Origin of the sequence: Micromonospora sp. WMMC250, assembly GCF_027460215.1 — a bacterium.
GTDB lineage: Bacteria > Actinomycetota > Actinomycetes > Mycobacteriales > Micromonosporaceae > Micromonospora > Micromonospora taraxaci.
Map to the genome: position 1 here is coordinate 3,523,903 of NZ_JAPZBJ010000002.1, position 18,773 is coordinate 3,542,675.

The 18,773-nt window shown below is 71.1% G+C and carries 17 protein-coding genes; 4 read left to right on the forward strand and 13 right to left on the reverse strand.

Annotation, left to right across the window (positions count from 1 at the left end):
- Nucleotides 1-18 precede the first annotated feature (18 nt).
- The 4 genes from O3438_RS15410 to O3438_RS15425 form a co-directional block, all read right to left on the reverse strand.
- Nucleotides 19-1,230 (reverse strand): ABC transporter permease, encoded by a 1,212-nt coding sequence (locus O3438_RS15410; protein WP_269680621.1) that lies wholly within the window; start codon nt 1,228-1,230, stop codon nt 19-21.
- The gene (locus O3438_RS15415) at nt 1,227-1,898 is read right to left on the reverse strand and encodes an ABC transporter ATP-binding protein (protein ID WP_269683655.1); all 672 of its coding nucleotides are present in this window, start codon (nt 1,896-1,898) and stop codon (nt 1,227-1,229) included. Before O3438_RS15415 ends, O3438_RS15410 begins: the two co-directional genes overlap by 4 nt.
- A gap of 65 nt (nt 1,899-1,963) precedes the next feature.
- Nucleotides 1,964-3,097, reverse strand: coding sequence for an efflux RND transporter periplasmic adaptor subunit (locus O3438_RS15420; protein WP_269680622.1), 1,134 nt, complete (start codon nt 3,095-3,097; stop codon nt 1,964-1,966).
- Nucleotides 3,084-3,686 (reverse strand): hypothetical protein, encoded by a 603-nt coding sequence (locus O3438_RS15425; protein WP_269680623.1) that lies wholly within the window; start codon nt 3,684-3,686, stop codon nt 3,084-3,086. Before O3438_RS15425 ends, O3438_RS15420 begins: the two co-directional genes overlap by 14 nt.
- Before the next feature lie 113 nt (nt 3,687-3,799).
- On the opposite strand from O3438_RS15425, the gene O3438_RS15430 reads away from it, so the two are divergent.
- The 3 genes from O3438_RS15430 (at nt 3,800) to O3438_RS15440 (ending at nt 8,054) form a co-directional block, all read left to right on the forward strand.
- Nucleotides 3,800-4,501, forward strand: coding sequence for a response regulator transcription factor (locus O3438_RS15430; protein ID WP_269680624.1), 702 nt, complete (start codon nt 3,800-3,802; stop codon nt 4,499-4,501).
- Complete coding sequence (locus O3438_RS15435) at nt 4,491-6,359, forward strand: HAMP domain-containing sensor histidine kinase (RefSeq protein WP_269680625.1); 1,869 nt, start codon at nt 4,491-4,493, stop codon at nt 6,357-6,359. Before O3438_RS15430 ends, O3438_RS15435 begins: the two co-directional genes overlap by 11 nt.
- A 93-nt stretch (nt 6,360-6,452) precedes the next feature.
- Nucleotides 6,453-8,054, forward strand: a complete 1,602-nt coding sequence (locus O3438_RS15440; RefSeq protein ID WP_269680626.1) for a phytoene desaturase family protein — start codon at nt 6,453-6,455, stop codon at nt 8,052-8,054.
- 21 nt (nt 8,055-8,075) lie between these two features.
- Here the strand turns inward: O3438_RS15440 and O3438_RS15445 are convergent, their stop codons facing one another.
- Nucleotides 8,076-8,720 (reverse strand): TMEM175 family protein, encoded by a 645-nt coding sequence (locus O3438_RS15445; protein ID WP_269683656.1) that lies wholly within the window; start codon nt 8,718-8,720, stop codon nt 8,076-8,078.
- Between the two features lie 188 nt (nt 8,721-8,908).
- Nucleotides 8,909-10,489, reverse strand: a complete 1,581-nt coding sequence (locus O3438_RS15450) for a Rieske 2Fe-2S domain-containing protein (RefSeq protein WP_269680627.1) — start codon at nt 10,487-10,489, stop codon at nt 8,909-8,911.
- Nucleotides 10,490-10,687: 198 nt separating this feature from the next.
- On the opposite strand from O3438_RS15450, the gene O3438_RS15455 reads away from it, so the two are divergent.
- Nucleotides 10,688-10,909 carry a DUF2631 domain-containing protein gene (locus O3438_RS15455; RefSeq protein ID WP_088991027.1) on the forward strand — a complete coding sequence of 74 codons (222 nt, stop codon included), beginning with the start codon at nt 10,688-10,690 and terminating at the stop codon, nt 10,907-10,909.
- Between the two features lie 84 nt (nt 10,910-10,993).
- Here the strand turns inward: O3438_RS15455 and O3438_RS15460 are convergent, their stop codons facing one another.
- From O3438_RS15460 to rpsB, 7 genes are all read right to left on the reverse strand, one after another.
- Nucleotides 10,994-12,148: a DivIVA domain-containing protein gene (locus O3438_RS15460; RefSeq protein ID WP_269680628.1), complete on the reverse strand. Its 1,155-nt coding sequence runs from the start codon at nt 12,146-12,148 to the stop codon at nt 10,994-10,996.
- 31 nt (nt 12,149-12,179) lie between these two features.
- Nucleotides 12,180-13,337: a 23S rRNA (adenine(2503)-C(2))-methyltransferase RlmN gene (gene rlmN / locus O3438_RS15465; protein WP_269680629.1), complete on the reverse strand. Its 1,158-nt coding sequence runs from the start codon at nt 13,335-13,337 to the stop codon at nt 12,180-12,182.
- Nucleotides 13,338-13,441: 104 nt separating this feature from the next.
- On the reverse strand, nt 13,442-14,896 hold the full coding sequence (locus tag O3438_RS15470) for a phosphatidate cytidylyltransferase (RefSeq protein WP_269680630.1): 1,455 nt from the start codon (nt 14,894-14,896) through the stop codon (nt 13,442-13,444).
- Nucleotides 14,897-15,237: 341 nt separating this feature from the next.
- Nucleotides 15,238-15,795 carry a ribosome recycling factor gene (gene frr / locus O3438_RS15475; protein ID WP_088991032.1) on the reverse strand — a complete coding sequence of 186 codons (558 nt, stop codon included), beginning with the start codon at nt 15,793-15,795 and terminating at the stop codon, nt 15,238-15,240.
- Nucleotides 15,796-15,874: 79 nt separating this feature from the next.
- On the reverse strand, nt 15,875-16,642 hold the full coding sequence (gene pyrH / locus O3438_RS15480; protein WP_030335195.1) for a UMP kinase: 768 nt from the start codon (nt 16,640-16,642) through the stop codon (nt 15,875-15,877).
- Between the two features lie 161 nt (nt 16,643-16,803).
- Complete coding sequence (gene tsf, locus O3438_RS15485; protein ID WP_145785067.1) at nt 16,804-17,631, reverse strand: translation elongation factor Ts; 828 nt, start codon at nt 17,629-17,631, stop codon at nt 16,804-16,806.
- A gap of 134 nt (nt 17,632-17,765) precedes the next feature.
- Nucleotides 17,766-18,650 carry a 30S ribosomal protein S2 gene (gene rpsB / locus O3438_RS15490; RefSeq protein WP_269680631.1) on the reverse strand — a complete coding sequence of 295 codons (885 nt, stop codon included), beginning with the start codon at nt 18,648-18,650 and terminating at the stop codon, nt 17,766-17,768.
- Between the last annotated feature and the right edge of the window lie 123 nt (nt 18,651-18,773).

An 18,773-nucleotide genomic window follows, 5' to 3' on the forward strand; every position in this document is an offset into this window, starting at 1 on the left:
TCGAGGGGTGGGGTGGGTTCAGGGGGCGGAGAGGGCTTCGGTGGGGGTTTGGCGGGCTGCTCGGATCGACGGGTAGACGCCGGCGATGACGCCGACCACGAGGGCACCGCCGACTCCGCCGACCACCGCGATCAGCGGAATCGTGGGCGGCCACCCCTGGTAGCTGGCGTAGCCGACGGTGGCGAGCACCCCGAGGATCGCACCGGCCCCGCCGCCGAGCGCACTGAGCAGCACCGACTCGGTGAGGAACTGCACCCGGATCTGGCCCCGGTTCGCGCCGAGCGCCCGGCGCAGGCCGATCTCCCGACGGCGCTCCAACACCGAGATGACCATCGTGTTCGCCACGCCGATCCCGCCGACCAGCAGGGCGACCGCCGCCAAGCCGAGGAACAGCCCGGAGAAACTGCTCTCGGTGGCCCGTTTCGCGGCGAGCGCGTCGGAGGGGCGGCTGACCTGGACCAACCCGGGCAACTGCGGGTTGAGGGTGGCCGGCAGCACCGCCCGAACATCCTCCAACGCGTCCTCCCTGGCCCGCAGGTAGACGACAGTGGGATGCCCGTCGAAGCCGAGCATGGCCTTTGCGGCGTCCCACCCGACCAGCACCGAACGGTCGAGATCCGGGGAGAGCGGCAACGGGTCCAGGATGCCGATCACGGTGAACCACCGTTCGCCGATGAGCACCTGGGGTGGTTGCCGTGGGTCCACCGTCGCGAAGCCCAGCCGGCTCGCCGCGACGTGACCGAGGACCGCGGTCGGGAGCCCTACCGTTCCGGCGTCGAGAGCCCGGCCTCTGTGGATCCGGCCGTTGACCGTCTCCAGCAGGCCCGGCCGGGACGCGAGGACGGTGAGCCCGGACGTGTCGTACCGGTCCATCAGGTCGTTGCGGCGCACCGTGGTGTGGGTGTTCGCCACCGCGCTCGCCGTCTGGACCGGCCCGATCCGCGTCGTCATGGCGGCGGCGTCCTCGGGGAGCAGGACGGGCGGCTCCTGATCCGGCACCGGCTCGGCCCGCAGCATGTTGGTGCCGAGGGCGCTGAGCTGGTTCATCAGGTCGCGTTGGCTGGACGCGGGGATCCCCACCACCACGACCAGCGTGGCGATGCCGATGGAGATGCCCAGGGCGGAGAGGACCGCCCGCATCCGGCGGGTGGTCAGCCCGAGAAGACCCAGCCGGAGTACGTCGGACGGGGCGAGCCGGTTCGGCCGGATGCCCCCGGGGGACGCGCTCATGCCCTGCTCCCGGTGTCGGAGACGATCCGGCCGTCGCGCATCTCCACCTGTCGCGGCATACGGGCGGCGAGATCGCGGTCGTGGGTGATCACGGCGATGGTGGTTCCCTCCGCGTTCAGGCTCATGAGCAGGGCCAGGACCGTTGCCCCGTTGGTGGTGTCGAGCGCCCCGGTCGGCTCGTCGGCCAGCACCAGCGCCGGCTCGTTGACCAGCGCCCGGGCGATCGCGACCCGCTGCCGCTCCCCGCCGGAGAGCTGCCGCGGCAGGTGGTCGACCCGGTGGGCCAACCCGACGCGGGCCAACGCCTCGATCGCGGTACGGCGGCGACGGCGACGGGGCACCCCGGCGTAGAGCAGGCCGGTGGCGACGTTCTCGGCGGCGTCCAGCCCGTCGGTGAGGTGGAACTGCTGGAAGACGAAGCCGAGCCAGCGGCCCCGCAGCGCGGAGAGTCGGCGGTCGGAGAGGGCGGTGACGTCCTGGCCGGCAACGCGTACGCGGCCGCTGGTCGGCAGGTCGAGGGTGCCCATGATGTTCAGCAGCGTGGACTTGCCGGACCCGGACGGCCCGACGATGGCGAGCATCTCGCCCGCGCGGACGGTCAGCGAGACGTCGTCCAGCGCGGTCACCCCGCCCGGGTACGTCCGGCTCACCCCCTCGACGCTGAGCACCGTCTCGGCGTACGCCGGAATCACCTCGGTAGGGGTGTCGCCGCCGGCCCGGGTGGTCACCCCGTTCACGACGCGGTCACCACGTCGAGACCCTCGGTCACTCCGGTGCCGCTGACCTCGACGAGTCCCCGGGCGAACATCCCGGTCTCCACCGCCACCAGACCGCCGCCGGGCAGTTGGAGCGCGTGTCCGCCCTCGCTGAGCGCCACCAGCGCGCCGACCGGCACCGCGAGCACGTTCTCGTGCACGGCGGTGGTGAACCGGACCTGCACCGCAGCGGCGTCGATCTTGGCGACGTCCGCCGTTCGGGTCGGCGCGACGAGGACCTCCACCATCGGAGGCTTGCCCTGGTCACCGCCCCCGTCCGACCCGCCGCCGCTCACCGTCTGGGAGACCGAGGCGACCTTGCCGGGGATCTGGGAGTTGTCGGGCAGCGCGACGACGACCGCGGCACCGACAGTGATGGTGCCGACCTCGGTGGCGGCGACCGGGACGGTGACCAGCTTGACCTTTTCGGTGACGGCCAGCAGCTCACCGGCGACCGCGTCACCGGGCAGTGCCTTCACCGCGCTGACCCGGGCCGGTCCGGTGAGCACGGCGACCTGCCCGACACCGATCGTGCCGGTCGGTTCGAGACCGATGGACTGCTGCCACTTCTTGATCGCGGCGACGAGGCTCGCGGTGAGCAGCGCCTGACCCGCGCCGATCCTGGTGCCGTCCTTGCCCCGGGACGGCTGCGACCCGGTGTGGAAGCCCAGTGCCCTCAGGTTGTCCGACACCAGCCGCACGTCACTGCCCACCAGGCCGGGCTTGTCGAGGGTGCGGAAGAGCGGAGTGCCGCCGAACAGCACCGGCACCGGTCGGTCGTCGACGTGGTAGAGCGGCTTGCCCCGGGCCACCGTGTCCCCCACCTTCGGCAGCCGGGTGACGATGCCCTCCCCCGCGCCTTTCACCATCCGCTCCGGGCCGAAGCCGAGCGTGCCGTTCAGCGACCGGGTGTCCGACAGGTCGGCCCGGGCCACCTTCGTCGTCGTGACCTGCGGTGGGGCGCTCGCATCGGCACCGCCGGGGTGACGCCGCAGGGCCAGCGCCCCGACCCCGGCACCGACTGCGACGACCAGAGTGACAGTGGCAGCGACGATGGCGGTCCGCCGAGTCGTCCACCGACCCCGCCCCTCGGTCGGGTTACTTCCTGGCACCGAAGATCTCCATCGTGCAGTCCCTCTCCAACTTGGCCATGGCAGCACCCTCAAGGCCGTTGGTCGGGTCGGCGACCCCGTCGTCGTAGGTCCAGCCGGAGCCGTCCGGCAGCGAGTGGATCTTCAGTCCGTGTCCGCGCAGGCACTGGACGTAGTCGTTCCACTGGCTCACGTAGTTCGGGTTCCTGTCCCGATCCAACTCCGGCGGCTGGAGCGGCATCTTGCCGGCACACGCCACGTACGCCGCCTTCGGCTCCCCGCTCTGGTCGAGAGAGAGGCCGGTGCCGCTCCCCGTCGGTCCCGGTGCCCGGCCCTCGTTCTTCTTCACCCCGTGCTCGTGCAGGCAGATCTTGTACGTCTCCCAGAGCTGGGTCTCCTCCTCGTCGGTGGTGTCGAGGCGCAGCTGTGGACGGCCGTTCACCGCAGCGCCGGTGGTGCTCGCCGGGGCGGACGGGGTGGTCAGGGACGCGACGTCGCCCGTACCGCCGGCGGTCTCCTTGTCGGCGTCACCGCCGCAGCCGGCGAGAGCGACGGCGAGCAGGGTGACCGCGGCGAGTCCGACCGCGACCCGGTGCGTTGAGGTGGTCATGGCAGGCAGCCTCGCGCCCATCTGTCAGAGACCTGTCAGGAAGTGATCGTCATCCGGTAGTCCCAGCTCAACGACATCGTCGGGGCTGACCCCAGGCACGTACAGTCGCTGCCGTGTGCGCGTACGTGCTGGTAGCCGAGGACGACCAGAAGCAGGCGGAGTTGGCACGCCGGTACCTGGAACGCGAGGGACACGAGGTGACGGTGGTGGCCGACGGGCGGGCGGCCCTGGAGCAGATCCGACGGCGACCGCCCGCGCTACTCGTCCTCGACGTGATGATGCCCAAGGTCGACGGCCTGGACGTCTGTCGCATCCTGCGCCGGGAGTCCGACCTTCCCGTGCTCATGCTGACCGCCCGCTCGACCGAGGACGACCTCCTGCTCGGCCTCGACCTGGGCGCCGACGACTACATGACGAAGCCGTACAGCCCGCGCGAGCTGGTCGCCCGGGCCCGCAGCCTGCTGCGCCGGGGCCAGCGGACGGTGCGGCAGGCGGACCCGGTGCTGCGGGTCGGCGCCGTGCACGTCGACCCGGTACGCCACGAGGTCCGCGCCGACGGACGCCTCGTCGACTGCACCCCTGGCGAGTTCCAACTGCTCCAGGCGATGGCCACGCAACCCGCCCGCGCGTTCACGAGGGATCAACTGCTGGGCTACCTGCACGGCTTCGACAGGTACATCACCAACCGAACCGTCGACGTGCACGTCATGAACCTCCGCCGGAAGATCGAGCCGAACCCGCGCAAGCCGGCCCGCCTGCTGACCGTGTACGGCATTGGATACAAGCTGGTCGACGAGGCACCCCGTGGCGCGTGAGGTCCCACTGCGCCGCAGCCTGCTGCTCCGGCTGCTGGCGCTGGCCGTCCTCATCGCCGTCGGCTCGATCGCGACGACCGCCTGGCTGGCCGTCCGCACCACCGCCGGGGCGATCCGGCAGGAGCAGGGGCAGGCGCTCGCCGACGACGCCCGCATCTACGACACCCTGCTCGCGTACGCCGCCACCCACCCGAGCTGGGACGGTGTCGACGCGGCAGTGCGACCGCTCGCGCGGGACGTCGGCCGGCGGATCGCCCTGACCACCGAGACCGGTGCCCTGATCACCGACTCGGCACCCGGGTCGGGTCCGTTGCCGACCACGTCGTCCGCGACCGTCGACGCGCTCGCCGTCGACACCACACTGATGCCCGGGAGCAGCCCGCCGGGCGGCGGAGCGGGCGGCATGAGCCGCATCGACCCGCGCACCAGCGGCCCGTACCTCCTTCCACCTGAGGAGCGGGCGACGCTGCGCGGCAAGGCCGCCGAGGCGGTCCGGTGCCTACGGCTGCGCGCAGGGATCGACGCCGTCGTCGTCGACGGCCCCACCGGACGGCCACACATCGACACCCCCGGAACCGACCTCGCCGACACCGCCGTGTGCGCCCAGTCGAGGTCGACACTGGCGACTCTCACGGCCACCGAGAACAGGGCGCTCGCCCAGCTCAACGCCCTGGTCAACACGTGCCTCGCGCGGCGTCGGATGTCCGCCGTGCAGGTGGACCTGAACTGGACCTGGACGAGGCAGCCGGCGGCCAGCGCGCCCGACGCCCGACCCACCGGAGGAATCGACCAGGAGCACAACCAGGCGATCAGCGCCTGCGTCGGCACCAGTCGACGCGAACAACTCCTGCCGTACGTCGCCCCGGCCGCGACCCTCTTCGTCAGCGACCCGGGTGGTCGCCCGTCGAGCACCTTCGACCTCTCCCCCGCCAACCAGACCCGCATCGTCGCCGTCGCCGGTCTCGTCCTGCTGGTGACGATCGGCGTCACCGTCCTCGCCGGAATCCGGCTGACCCGCCCGCTGCACGCCTTGACCGGAGCGGCCCAGCGGATGCGCGACGGCGACGGCTCCGCCCGGGTCCGGGTGACCGGCCGCGACGAGATCGCACGCCTGGCCGAGGTCTTCAACGACATGGCCGAACGGCGGGAGCGCCTGGAGCAGCTCCGCCGGGCGATGGTCAGTGACATCGCGCACGAGATGCGTACGCCGGTGAGCAACATCCGGGGCTGGTTGGAGGCGGTCGAGGACGGCCTGGCGGCTCCCGACCGCCGGCTGCACTCCTCTCTGCTGGAGGAGGCGACACTGCTTCAACACGTGATCGCCGATCTGCAGGACCTGGCCGAGGCCGACGCGGGCGCGCTGCGGCTGCACCGCGAGCAGGTCTACCTCACCGATCTGCTCGCCCAGGTGGCGGAGGCGCACCGGGTCCAGGCCGACCGGGTCGGTGTCACCGTCGCGGTACGCACCGAAGCCGACCCGCAGGTGGACGCCGACCCCGTGCGACTGCGCCAGGTCGTCGGCAACCTGGTCGCCAACGCGGTACGACACACCCCGTCGGGCGGGCACGTGACGATCAGCGCCAGGGCGACCGACACCGAGGTCGTCGTCTCGGTGACCGACACCGGCAGCGGGATCAGCGCCGACGACCTTCCCCGGGTCTTCGACCGCTTCTGGCGGGCGGAGAAGTCCCGCAGCCGGCAGACCGGCGGCAGCGGCCTGGGCCTCGCCATCGTCCGCCAGCTGATCGAGGCCCACGGCGGCACCGTCACCGCCACCAGCACCCCCTCCCAAGGCTCCACCTTCACGCTGCGCCTCCCCCACCACGACCCCACGCCCCCTCCTCCCCGCCGCCGGTGATCAAGAGGTTTGCGTCAGACTCGCGCCGTTCGCTGACGGAAACCTCTTGATCAACAGAGCCCCGGGGGTGGGGGCGGACTAGGCTGCAGCGGCATGAGCAGTGAGATTCCGGTACGGGCCGACGTCGTGATCGTCGGTGCCGGGCACAACGGCCTGGTCTCCGCAGTCCTGCTGGCCCGCGCCGGACTGGACGTCCTGGTGCTGGAGGCCGCCGACGTGCTCGGCGGCGCGACCCGCACCGAGAACCCGTTCCCGAAGGTGCCGGGGCTGCGCCACTCCACCGGCTCGTACCTGCTCGGGCTGATGCCCCCGGAACTGCTCACCACCCTCGACGTGCGGATCCCGGTGCTGCGCCGCGACCCGCACTACTTCCTGCCCACGCCGGGCGGCCTCGGCTCGCCGTACCTGCTCTTCGGCAGTGACACCGCCGCGACCAGGGCCCAACTCGCCGAGTTCTTCTCCCCCGCCGACGTGGCCGCCGACGACGCCATGCAGGCCGAGCTGGCGGCGCTGCGGGAGGACCTCGCCCCGGCCTGGCTGGCCGAGCCACTGAGCGTCCAGGAGACCGCCGAGCGGCACGTCCGACCGGCCCTGCGGCAGGTCTTCGTCGACCTTGTCCAGGGTTCGGTCGCCGACTACCTGGCCCGGTTCGAGTTCCGCTCCGAACTGCTGGTCAGCATGTACGCGGTCACCGACGGGCTGTCCGGCCTCAACGCCGGCCCGGACGACGCCGGCACCGGCCACAACTTCCTCGTGCACAACATGTGCAGACTCCCCGGCTCGGGCGGCACCTGGATGATCGCCGAGGGCGGGATGGGCACCGTCTCGCGGACGTTCGCCGAGGCCGCCCGCGCCGCCGGGGCGACCATCCTGACCGGTACGCCGGTGAGCGCGGTGACACTGGACGGCGGTGCGGCCAGCGGTGTCGTACTGGCCGACGGCCGACAGGTCGCCGCCCGTGTGGTGCTCGGCGCTTGTGACCCGTACCGGCTGATGGACCTGTTGCCCGACGGCGCGCTCCCGGCGCCGCTCGGCGAACGGATGGCGGCGGTCCGCCGCCCCGGCACCACCCTCAAGCTCAACCTGGCACTCACCGGGCTGCCCCGGTTCTCCTGCCTGCCGGCCGGCACGCCGAGCCCGTTCGGCTCGACCATCCACCTGCTGCCCGGCTCCGCCTCGCTGGTCGGCGGGGAGGCCACCTCACCGATGACAGCGCTGCGGGCGATGTGGGCGGACGTGCAGGCCGGGCGACTGCCGGCCGAGCCGACCATCGAGTGGTACCTGCACACCACCGTCGACCCGTCGCTCTCCGACGCCGCCGGGCACCACTCGTCGGCGCTGTTCGTCCAGTCGGTCCCCTATGAGCTGGCCGGCACCACCTGGGACGCGGAACTGCCCGGCTACGTCGACCGGCTGGTCGAGATCGTCGAGCGGTACGCCCCGGGCACCGGTGACCTGATCGCCGACGCGGTGCCCCTGCCCCCGCCCGGCATCGAGGAGCACTTCGGCATCACCGGTGGGCACATCCACCACGTCGACAACACTGTCTCGTTCACCGACCGGATGCCCCACGCCACCGGGATCGACGGCGTGTACGCGGGCAGCGCCGGCTGCCACCCGGCCGGCAGCGTCATCGGCGCCGCCGGCCACAACGCCGCCCGCCGGATCCTCGCGGACCTGGGAGCTGTTTCATAAGGGCGCCAGCCAGTCAGGCCCTCAGGTCGCCGAGGCCTCCTCGGCCCGGTGCGCGTACGGCCGTAGGTCACCGGGGCCACCGATGAGGTAGAAGGCGACCAGCAGGAGGTACGCGCAGAGGCTCAGGATCGGGTTGACGAAGACGGTGGCGAACGCGACCAGGTAGAGCAGGGGCTTCAGTCGTATCCGCCGGGCGATCGCCCGCGCCAGCCGGGGATCCAGGTCGGCGTGCAGCAGCCCGGCGCGACGGGCCCACCACCAGCTCAGATTGACGAAGATCGCCTCACCGAGCACGGTGCCGAGGTAGAGGGCGGCGGTCAGCCGCTGCTCGGTGGCGCTGCCCCGCAGATTGTCCGACAACAGGTCGGCGGTGAACGGGATGGTGGCGATGAAGAGCAGCACGAGCAGGTTGAGGACCAACAGCATCTGGTCGACCCGGACCACGTACCGCCAGATGTTGTGGTGGGCGATCCAGACCTGACCGGCGATCCCGAAGGTGATCACGTACGCCAGGTAGGACGGCCAGGCGTCGGCGAGCGCCTCGGGGAGCTCCCTCCCGCCCACCCGGGCCGGACCGGTCTGGAGCAGCTCGACGGCCATCACCGTCAGGACGACCCCGAAGACCCCGTCGCTGAACGTCTCCACCCGCGCCGCGTCGCGGGCCATCTCCCGGCCGCGCCCGTACCGGTACGAACCCTGTCGCGCGTCCGCGCCCGCCACGCCCGCCCCACTTCCAATGGTGTCCGGTAGCTACCGGACTGCGACTTTCGCCGCCCTCCACTGCATCGTGGCGTATCGGGGGTTCGCGCGGACGCGGATCGGCCGGGCGCCACCTCAGGCGCCCGGCCGCCAGGTCAGCTGAGCGCCTCCCCGGCCGGGGCCGGGGTCTCCGCGTCGACGCGGTGGGCGCGGACCTTGTGGCCGACGCTGGTCAGGCAGCGGCCGGACGGCAGGTCGAAGCGCCAACCGTGCAGCTGGCAGGTGAGCTGGTCACCCTCGACGATGCCGAAACGGGTCAGGTCGGCCTTCAGGTGCGGGCAGCGCCGCTGCACCACCCAGTCGCCCAGCGTGATGTCCTCGGCGTCGGTGGTGCGCTCGTGCTCGTCATACCAGCCCTCGGCGTACTGAAGACGCTCCTCGGACAGGCACTTGAAGAACGCGTAGACGAACTCGTTGTACTGACCGATCCGCGCCGCCGAGAACCGGCAGGACAGGAAGAGCGAGTTGACCCAGTCCACCTCCTCGATGAAGAGCAGGTGCTCGATCAACGACCGTTCGGTCCGGAACCGGTAGCGGACCTTCTCGTCGGCGTACGGCCGGACCTCCTTGCCGGGGAAGTCCACCACGATCGACTCGACGCTCTCGCCGTCGTACCCGACCAGGTCGAAACGGACCGGACCACCCACGCCCTTGGCCAGGTAGATCGACTCGTCGAGCAGCGGCTCGATCCGACGCTTCATCTCGCCGAGCACGTCCACCTCGGGGTGCCGCCAGGACGCCTTCTCCGCCTCGATGACCGGGCGCTTGCGCTCCCGCATCTCCTCCAGGTGGGCGACCTTGTTCGCGAAGAACTCCTCCACCGGCACCGGGTGGGTGGTGCTCGCGCCCTCGGTGGTGACCTCGGCGACGCTGCCCGGCAGCAGCACGATCCCGTTGGTGCCGCCGACCTTCGCGTACTCCGTGAGGAAGACCGACTGGTCGGGGAAGATGTTGCCCTCGTCGCCGTGGATGTCGTTGAACTGCCACAGCTCGTCGTCGAGGAAGCAGGGCGGGCCGGCGATCGGGAAGACGTGGTCGGCCTTCAGGTCGTCGATGTAGCGCCACGTCCGGTCGAACTGCCGGTCACGCTTCTGCTTGCCGAACGCGGTCTTCGCCGCCTGCGGCAGCTCGTAGACCATCGGGTACCAGATCGCACCGGAGAACTGGAGCAGGTGCGCGTGCACGTGCCCCAGCTCGGCGAAGACGCTCAGGTCGGTCGGGCGGGCGTCGTTCTGGTTGAGCAGCCGCACCCCGTCGTACTCCACCCAGAGCGACGAGTCCCCGATCGGACCGTCGGTCGGGCTGGTCAACGCCTGAATCATGATCTTCAGCCCGCCGGGCAGCTCCACGACCTGCTCGTTGGGCGCCTTCAGGAACTTGGTGAAGCCCAGCGCCCGGAACTCGTCCTCCATCTCCGAGGTGGGGAACTCGGGCAGCAGGACGGTGGCGTCCTTCGAGATGAAGTCCCGCAGATGCTTCGCGTCGAAGTGGTCCCGGTGCAGGTGGGAGACGTACAGGTAGTCGACCTGACCCAGGCTCTCCCAGTCGAGCAGGGAATTGTCCGGAAAGGGGAACCACGAGGCGAAGTACGCCGGATTGACCCACGGGTCGCACAGGATGCTGCCCGCGGCCGTGTCGATCCGCATGCTGGCGTGCCCGGTTCCGGTCACTCGCACCGCACAGTCCCCCTCAAACAGACAATCAGGTGTACGCCAAACGCTACCGGAGTGAGTCTGACCGCCGCCCCGCGACGCCGGTAGTGCTGTCCGGCCCGGGTAGGCAGAGCCTGATGGCCAGGAAACCCCCACCTCGCCGCCCCGAGCGGGAGGCGTGCCAGACTAACCAAAGATCCGATCGCGAGGGAAGGACCGACAGTGGCAGGAAGCGAGCCGGTAACGTCGCCAGACCAGCACAAGCCCGGGCACCGCAAAGCCGGGCAGATCGGCGCGGTGCTGTCGGCGCTGGCGCTGCTGGCGATGATCTGCGGCAACCACGAGGGCAGGGTCGAGGACCTCTGGCTGATCGGCCTGGCCGCACTGCTGCTGATCATCGTGATCGGCGACATCGTGCTGCGCCGCTCCGGGCTGCGCTCCTGACCCGACCGTCCTCCGGACGACCGGCCGACGTACGCCGAGGGCCCGCCCCCACCCGGGGACGGGCCCTCGTCCGTACGCGTCGGGTCAGCGCCCGAAGAGAATGTCCTGCACGTCCTTGAGCGCGGCGTCGACCTCGGCCTCGAAGTAGCCGCCCGGAACCAGTCCGAACCGCAGCGTGTCGAGGTCCTTCGGGTCGACCGGCATCGGGTTGCGGCGCTGCATGCCACCCAGCAGGGTTTCGAAGAACCGGTCGACCTGGTCGGGGTCGTACCCGCTGCCGAACCGACGGACCTGGAAGCTGCGGCGGATCTGGTCGACCCGGTACAGGTCGCTGCCGGGAGGACCGGCCATCGGCGGACCGACCATCGGAGGGCCGCCCATCGGAGGGCCGGCGACAGCGGGCGGACCGGCCATCGGCGGGCCACCCATGCCCTGCTGGGGCAGCTGAGGCGGACCAGCCGGGCCCCGGCGCATGTCACGCAGGTCCCGCTCGGGCATCCGGATCTCGGCGGTCATGTCGGTGCGGCCGTGCCGACCGGCCTCGAAGCCGTCGAAACGCGGCTCGTCCGGCGGGCCGTACCCGCCGGGGGCGCGCTGCTCGTCCTGGCCGTAGCCACCCGGCGCGCGCTGGTCGTCCTGGCCGTAGCCGGAAGGGCCGGCGGGGAGACCGCGCGGCGGAGCGCCGTGGCCACCCATCGGACCGGGCCCCATCGGACCACCAGGGCCCATCGGACCACCGGGACCCATCGGGCCGGGGCCGGCCGGGCCACGCTGTGCGTCGTAACCGCCGCGGGGGCCGTCGTACCCACCCGCGAAGGCGCCGGTCGGCTCGTCGTAGCGGCCGTAACGGTCGGCGGGCGGGCCAGCCTGGGCGGGCATCGGACGCGGCGGCATCGGCGGGGCCATGCCCCGCTCGTCGCGCATCGGCGGTCCCATCCGGTCCGGTGGGCCCAACCGGTCAGCCATCCGGGGGTCGCCACCGCGCCCGGCGCTGTTGCGCTCCTCCAACTCGGCCAACTGCCGCTCCACCCGGTCCAGGTGAAGGTCGACCTGCCACTCGTCGTAGCCGTTGAAGCGGACCCGGAAGACGACGTCGTGGACCTCCTGGGAGGCCACCGGCGCACCGACCTGTCGGCCGTCGAGCGTCGCCTCGACCCGGTCGAGGAAGGCATCCACCTCGTCGACCTTGTATCCCCGGCGGAGCGCCTTGCGCCGGAAACGCTGACCCTGACTCGCCACTATGTCTCCTGGTCTCGTTCGCCACGCCCGGTCACGCCGGTGCCTCTCCGGCGCGGTCGGTGTTGGTGTCGTTGTCCTCGGCGGCGGCGAGTTGGCCACACGCGCCGTCGATCTCGCGACCTCGGGTGTCCCGTACGGTGGTGGACACCCCGGCATCGCGCAACCGCCGGACGAACTCCCGCTCGACCGGCTTCGGGCTCGCGTCCCAGCGACTGCCCGGCGTCGGATTGAGCGGAATGAGGTTCACGTGGGTCAATTTGCCGGCCAGCAGCCGTCCGAGGAGGTCGGCCCGCCAGGGCTGGTCGTTCACGTCCTTGATCATCGCGTACTCGATCGACACGCGACGGCCCGTCCGGGCGGCGTAGTCCCACGCTGCGTCCAGCACCTCGGCTACCTTCCAGCGCTGGTTTACCGGCACGAGTTCGTCGCGCAGATCATCATCGGGCGCGTGCAACGACAGCGCAAGGGTCACAGAGAGGTCTTCGCTGGCCAGTCGGCGGATGGCCGGAACCAGGCCGACCGTGGAAACGGTGATGTGCCGCTGGGACAGGCCGAGCCCCTCCGGAGCAGGGCTGACCAGCCGACGGATCGCCGCGATGACCCGGTTGTAGTTGGCCAGCGGCTCGCCCATGCCCATGAAGACGACACGCGACAGCCGCGGCGGTGACCCGGCGACCACACCGGAGGCGGCCACCCCGGCCATGTACACCGCCTGGTCGACGATCTCCGCCGTGGACAGGTTGCGGGTCAACCCGGCCTGGCCGGTGGCGCAGAACGGGCACGCCATGCCACAACCCGCCTGGCTGGAGATGCAGACGGTGACCCGGTCCGGGTAACCCATCAGCACGCTCTCCACCAGCGCACCGTCGTGCAGCCGCCAGAGCGCCTTGCGGGTCGCGCCGTCGTCACAGGCGAGCTCGCGCACCGGAGTGAGCAGCGTGGGCATCAACTGCTCGGACAGCCGCTCCCGGGTCGCCGCCGGCAGGTCGGTCATGGCCTGCGGGTCGCGGACCAGCCGCCCGAAGTAGTGGTTCGACACCTGCTTCGCGCGGAACGCAGGCTCACCCAACTCGGTGACCAGCGCCTGGCGACCGGCCAGGTCCAGGTCGGCGAGGTGCTTCGGCGGCATGGAGGCCCGGCGGGCGGCGGGGGCATCCGAGATGGCGGGGATCAACGGCAGGCTCGTCATGGCTGGTCCAGTGTGTCACGCCGTCGGCGGCAGGTGCCGATCCGGAGGTGCCGAACGGGCCGCGACCCCCGCAGCCGGATGACCGGAACGCCGTGATCCATGCCTCAGTTCACCACCGGCACCAGGACGGCCAGCAACAGGTAGGCGGTCGGCACCGCGAAGAGGATCGAGTCCAGTCGGTCCATCAGACCACCGTGGCCGGGCAGCAGGTTGCTCATGTCCTTGACGCCGAGATCCCGCTTGATCATCGACTCGGCCAGGTCACCGAGGACCGCCGCGCAGGACACCGCCACCCCGAACAGCGCACCCCACCAGGGAGCCACCTCGAACATCAGCCACAGCAGCAACGCGCTGCCCAGGGCCGCCGCGGTGACCGAGCCGGCGAAGCCCTCCCAGGACTTCTTCGGGCTGATCGACGGGGCCATCGGGTGCTTGCCGAACGAGACGCCGGCCGCGTACCCGCCGGTGTCGGAGAGGACCACAGCGACCAGGGTGGCCAGGATCCGCATCCAACCGTCGTCGGGGGCCGCCGCCAGCAACGCCGCGAAGCCGGCGAGGAACGGCACGTAGACGGCGATCAGGGTCGCCGCCGTGAGGTCCCGCTGGAAACCGCTCGGACCGTCACCGAGCCGCCAGATCATCGTGCCCAGCACGGTGACGAGCAGCCCCAGGCTGAGCGCGTCCGGGCCGGCGTACCAGGCCAGGCCGACGGTCAGCACCCCGCCGGCGATCAACGGCACCAGGGGTGGGTGGGCACCGCTGCGTCGGACCGCGCGGGCCATCTCCCAGATGCCCACGGCGACGGCACCGGCGATCACCGGCAGGAACGCCAACGGGTAGAACACCAGCGGCACCACGATCAGCGCGCCGAGCCCCAGCCCGACCCCGATCGCCGCGGGCAGATTACGGCCGGCCCGTCCGTTGCCCACCTGTTGCGTGGCCGGTCGATCGACGCTGGCCCGACGCCGACCCTTCGTCCGTCGACCGACCGGCGGCTCCGGCTCGTCCACCGGCTCCGGGTCCGGCAACAGCTCGGCACCGATCGGCGCGAGCTGCGCGGTCGGGTACGCGTCGTCGTCGAAGCGGACCGGAGCGTCGAACGGTTCCGGCTCGTCGTACCGGGCGGGCTCGTCGTACCGGGCGGGCTCGTCGTACCGGGCGGGCTCGTCGTACCGCTCCGGGCGGGTGGGGGTGCCGTCCGGGCCGACAGGCGCACGATCACCGGGCCAGCCGGAGCGGCCCCTGTCCTCGTACCGGTCGGGTTGGTTCCGGTCGTCGTCGCGCCGGTCCCGGTCGTCGAAGCGATCGCGCCGGTCACGGTCGTCGAAACGGTCCCGGTCGTCCGGGCGGACCGCCCGGCCGCGCTCGTCGTACGGGCCGGTCGGGTGCGGCTCGGCGTACGGCCGGGTGTGCGGGTCGGCGTACAGCTCGGGGCCGGCGGTCGGACCGCGGCTCCACTGGCCGGCGTCCAACTCCTGGTCGGGCCAGGGCAGCGCCACCGGGCGCTCCGGGCGGTCCCAGCCGCGAGGCTCGCTGCCGTAGGGGTCGGGGCGGGACATCACGCACCGCGACGGGGCGCGAGAACCACCACATGACGCACGACCACAAGCATCCCCTACACGCGCGATGTTCTCCGGTTGACCGCCTCGACGGTCGGTCGACTCCCGTGGTTCACCACCCGGTGGCCGGGAATCCTGCCGAGCCTACTGCACTCGCCGCATCGGCACGGCGGACGAGGCACGCCGACCGACCCCGCCCTGGTCGGCGGCCCGCGTGACGGCGACGCCCACCCAGCCCGCACGGCCGCCGGGGCGCACACACCCCTCGACGGACGACGCGAGGCCCGCCCCGGCGTCGGGACGGGCCTCGCGGCAACTCGACCGCCGGGGCGGCCGACGGATCACACCTCGAGCAGCTCGGTTTCCTTGTGCTTCACCAGGTCGTCGACGCTGGCGACGTAGCGCTGGGTCAGGTCGTCGAGTTCCTTCTCGGCGCGGCGGCCCTCGTCCTCGCCGGCCTCACCGTCCTTGACGATGCGGTCCAGCTCCTCCTTGCCACGGCGGCGGACGTTACGGATCGCCACCTTGGCCTCCTCGCCCTTGTGCCGAGCCACCTTGATCATGTCGCGGCGGCGTTCCTCGGTCATCTGGGGAAGCAGAATGCGCAGCTGGCTGCCCTCGTTGTTCGGGTTCACCCCGAGGTCCGAGTCGCGGATCGCCTTCTCCATCGCGTTGATCTGCGAGTTGTCGTACGGCTTGATGATCGCCATCCGCGGCTCGGGGATCGCGATGGACGCCATCTGGGTCAACGGCGTGGGAGTGCCGTAGTAGTCGATGATGACCTTGGAGAACATGGCGGGGTTGGCGCGACCGGTGCGGATGGCGCCGAACTCCTCCTTGGCGTGCTCCACCGCACGCTCCATCTTTTCCTCGGCCTCGAGGAGGGTGTCGTCGATCACCGGTCTCCTCGCCTCCTTCTGTGCTCGTCGTGGGCTCTGCTGAAAGTCGTCAGACCGCCGCCACCGCGATCGGCGGGGCTCAGGCGGTGATCAGGGTGCCGATCTTGTCGCCACCCACCGCGCGGATGATGGTGTCGTCACCCTGCGCGCCGAAGACCAGCATCGGCAGGCCGTTCTCCATGCAGAGGCTGAACGCCGCCGCGTCGGCCACCCGCAGGTTGCGGCGCAGCACCTCGGAGAAGGTGATCGAGTCGAGCTTGCTGGCGGTGGGGTCGATCCGGGGGTCGGCGGTGTAGACGCCGTCCACGCCGTTCTTGCTCATCAGCACCACATCGGCCCGAATCTCCAGAGCCCGCTGGGCGGCCACCGTGTCGGTGGAGAAGTACGGCATGCCGGCGCCGGCGCCGAAGATGACCACGCGGCCCTTCTCCAAGTGCCGGATCGCCCGCAACGGGATGTACGGCTCGGCGACCTGGGCCATCGTGATGGCGCTCTGCACCCGGGTCTCGATGCCCTCCTTCTCCAGGAAGTCCTGGAGCGCGAGGCAGTTCATCACGGTGCCGAGCATGCCCATGTAGTCGGCGCGGGCCCGGTCCATCCCGCGCTTCTGCAGCTCCGCGCCGCGGAAGAAGTTGCCGCCGCCGACCACCACGGAGACCTGCACGCCGCGGCGGACCACTGTGGCGATCTGCCGGGCGATGGCTTGGACGACGTCCGGGTCGACGCCGATCGCGCCACCACCGAAGACCTCACCGGAGAGCTTCAGCACCACCCGGCGGGCCCGCCCCGGCGGCGGCGCCGTCGGATCGTCCAGCTCCAGCGTCCGGTCACTCACAACCTGCGTCATCCGCCCCGCCCTTCACCACGCGCACGCCCCGTGCGGCGCGTACCGCGAACCTGCCGCTGCCGACCCTATGTGACGCGGAGGCCGCGGTGCCTGTCACGTACACCGGCGGCCTCCTCGTCGACGTCTCCTGCCCACGGGCGCCCAGGGCGCCCGGTGACGGCTCAGGCCTGGCCGACCTCGAACCGCACGAAGCGGGTGACCTCGATGCCGGCCTCGGCCAGCACCTGCTTCACCGACTTCTTGTTGTCAGCGACGGACGACTGCTCGATCAGGACGTAGTCCTTGAAGAACGAGTTCACCCGACCCTCGACGATCTTCGGCAGGGCCGCCTCGGGCTTGTTCTCCTCGCGGGCGGTCTGCTCGGCGATGCGCCGCTCGGACTCGACGATCTCGGCCGGAACCTCGTCCCGGGTGAGGTACTTCGGTCGCATCGCGGCGATCTGCATGGCCACACCACGGGCGTCGGCGTCGCCGGCCTCGTCGGTCTTACCGGTGTACGACACCAGCACGCCGACAGCCGGCGGCAGGTCCTGGGCCTTGCGGTGCAGGTAGACGGCGGTGGTGCCCTCGACCTTGGCGAACCGGTTGAGGACCAGCTTCTCGCCGATCTTGGCCGACTGCTCCTGGATCAGGTCGGCGACGACCTTGCCGTCGAGCTCGCTGGCGAGCAGCTCCTCGGCGGTGTTCACGCCGGAGCGCTCACCGTGCTCGACCAGCTGCTGGGCCAGCGCGATGAACGACTCGGTCTTGGCGACGAAGTCGGTCTCGCAGTTGAGCTCCAACAGGGCCTTGCCGGAGTGGGCGACCAAGCCGTTGGCGGCCGTACGACCGGCCCGCTTGCCGACGTCCTTGGCGCCCTTGACGCGCAGGATCTCGACGGCCTTGTCGAAGTCGCCCTCGGCCTCGGTCAGCGCCTTCTTGCTGTCCATCATGCCGGCGCCGGTGAGGTCGCGGAGCTTCTTGACGTCCGCGGCGGTGATTTGGGACATGGCTCTCTCTTCGGTGTTGAGACGGCGTGTGGATGGTCAGAGGTGCCGGTTACCCGGATCCGGGCGGATCGTGCCCGGCGTACCGCCGCTGCCCGCCGTTCGCGAAAACGGACGGCGGGGCAGCGACGGTGCGATCACTCCGCGGTAGCGGCCGCCGGCTGCTCGGTGGCGGCCTGCGCCGGCTGCTCCGGGGTGGCGGGCTGCTCGGCGGCGGCGGCGGCGGTCGACTCGTCAGCCTTCTTCGGCTCGAGCAGCTCGCGCTCCCACTCGGTCAGCGGCTCGTCGCTCGCGACACCCTCGGGCTTCTCGTCGTTGCCCCGGCGACGGCCGGAACGCGCGATCAGACCATCCGCGACGGCGGCGGCGACGACCTTGGTCAGCAGCTCGGCCGAGCGGATCGCGTCGTCGTTGCCCGGGATCGGGAAGTCGACCTCGTCCGGGTCGCAGTTGGTGTCCAGCACCGCGATCACCGGGATGCCCAGCTTGCGGGCCTCGTCGACGGCGATGTGCTCCTTCTTGGTGTCGACGATCCAGACCGCGGCGGGAAGCTTCTGCATGTCCCGCAGACCACCGAGGGTGCGGGTCAGCTTGATCTTCTCGCGGGAGAGCTGCAGGGTCTCCTTCTTGGTGTAACCGGCGGCGGTGCCGCTGAGGTCACCCAGGCCCTCCAGCTCCTTCATCCGCTGGAGCCGCTTGTACACCGTCTGGAAGTTGGTCAGCATGCCACCGAGCCAGCGGTGGTTGACGTACGGCTGGCCGACCCGGGTCGCCTGCTCGGCGATCGCTTCCTGGGCCTGCTTCTTGGTGCCGACGAACAGGATGCTGCCGCCCTCGGCGACGGTCCCACGCACGAACTCGTACGCCTTCTCGATGTAGTCGAGGGTCTGGCGCAGGTCGATGATGTAGATGCCGTTGCGCTCGGTCATGATGAAGCGCTTCATCTTGGGGTTCCAGCGCCGGGTCTGGTGCCCGAAGTGGACACCGCTCTCCAGCAGTTGGCGCATGGTCACGACGGCCATGGTTGGGGTACTCCTCTAGATCCCTGGTTGTCACGCCCGGCCGGTGGCCGGGCGTCCTGGCGCCTGGTCGCCGGCCCATGGTGGGCCCGATCAGGATCGGGACCAGGGAGGCCGTCGCTCCAC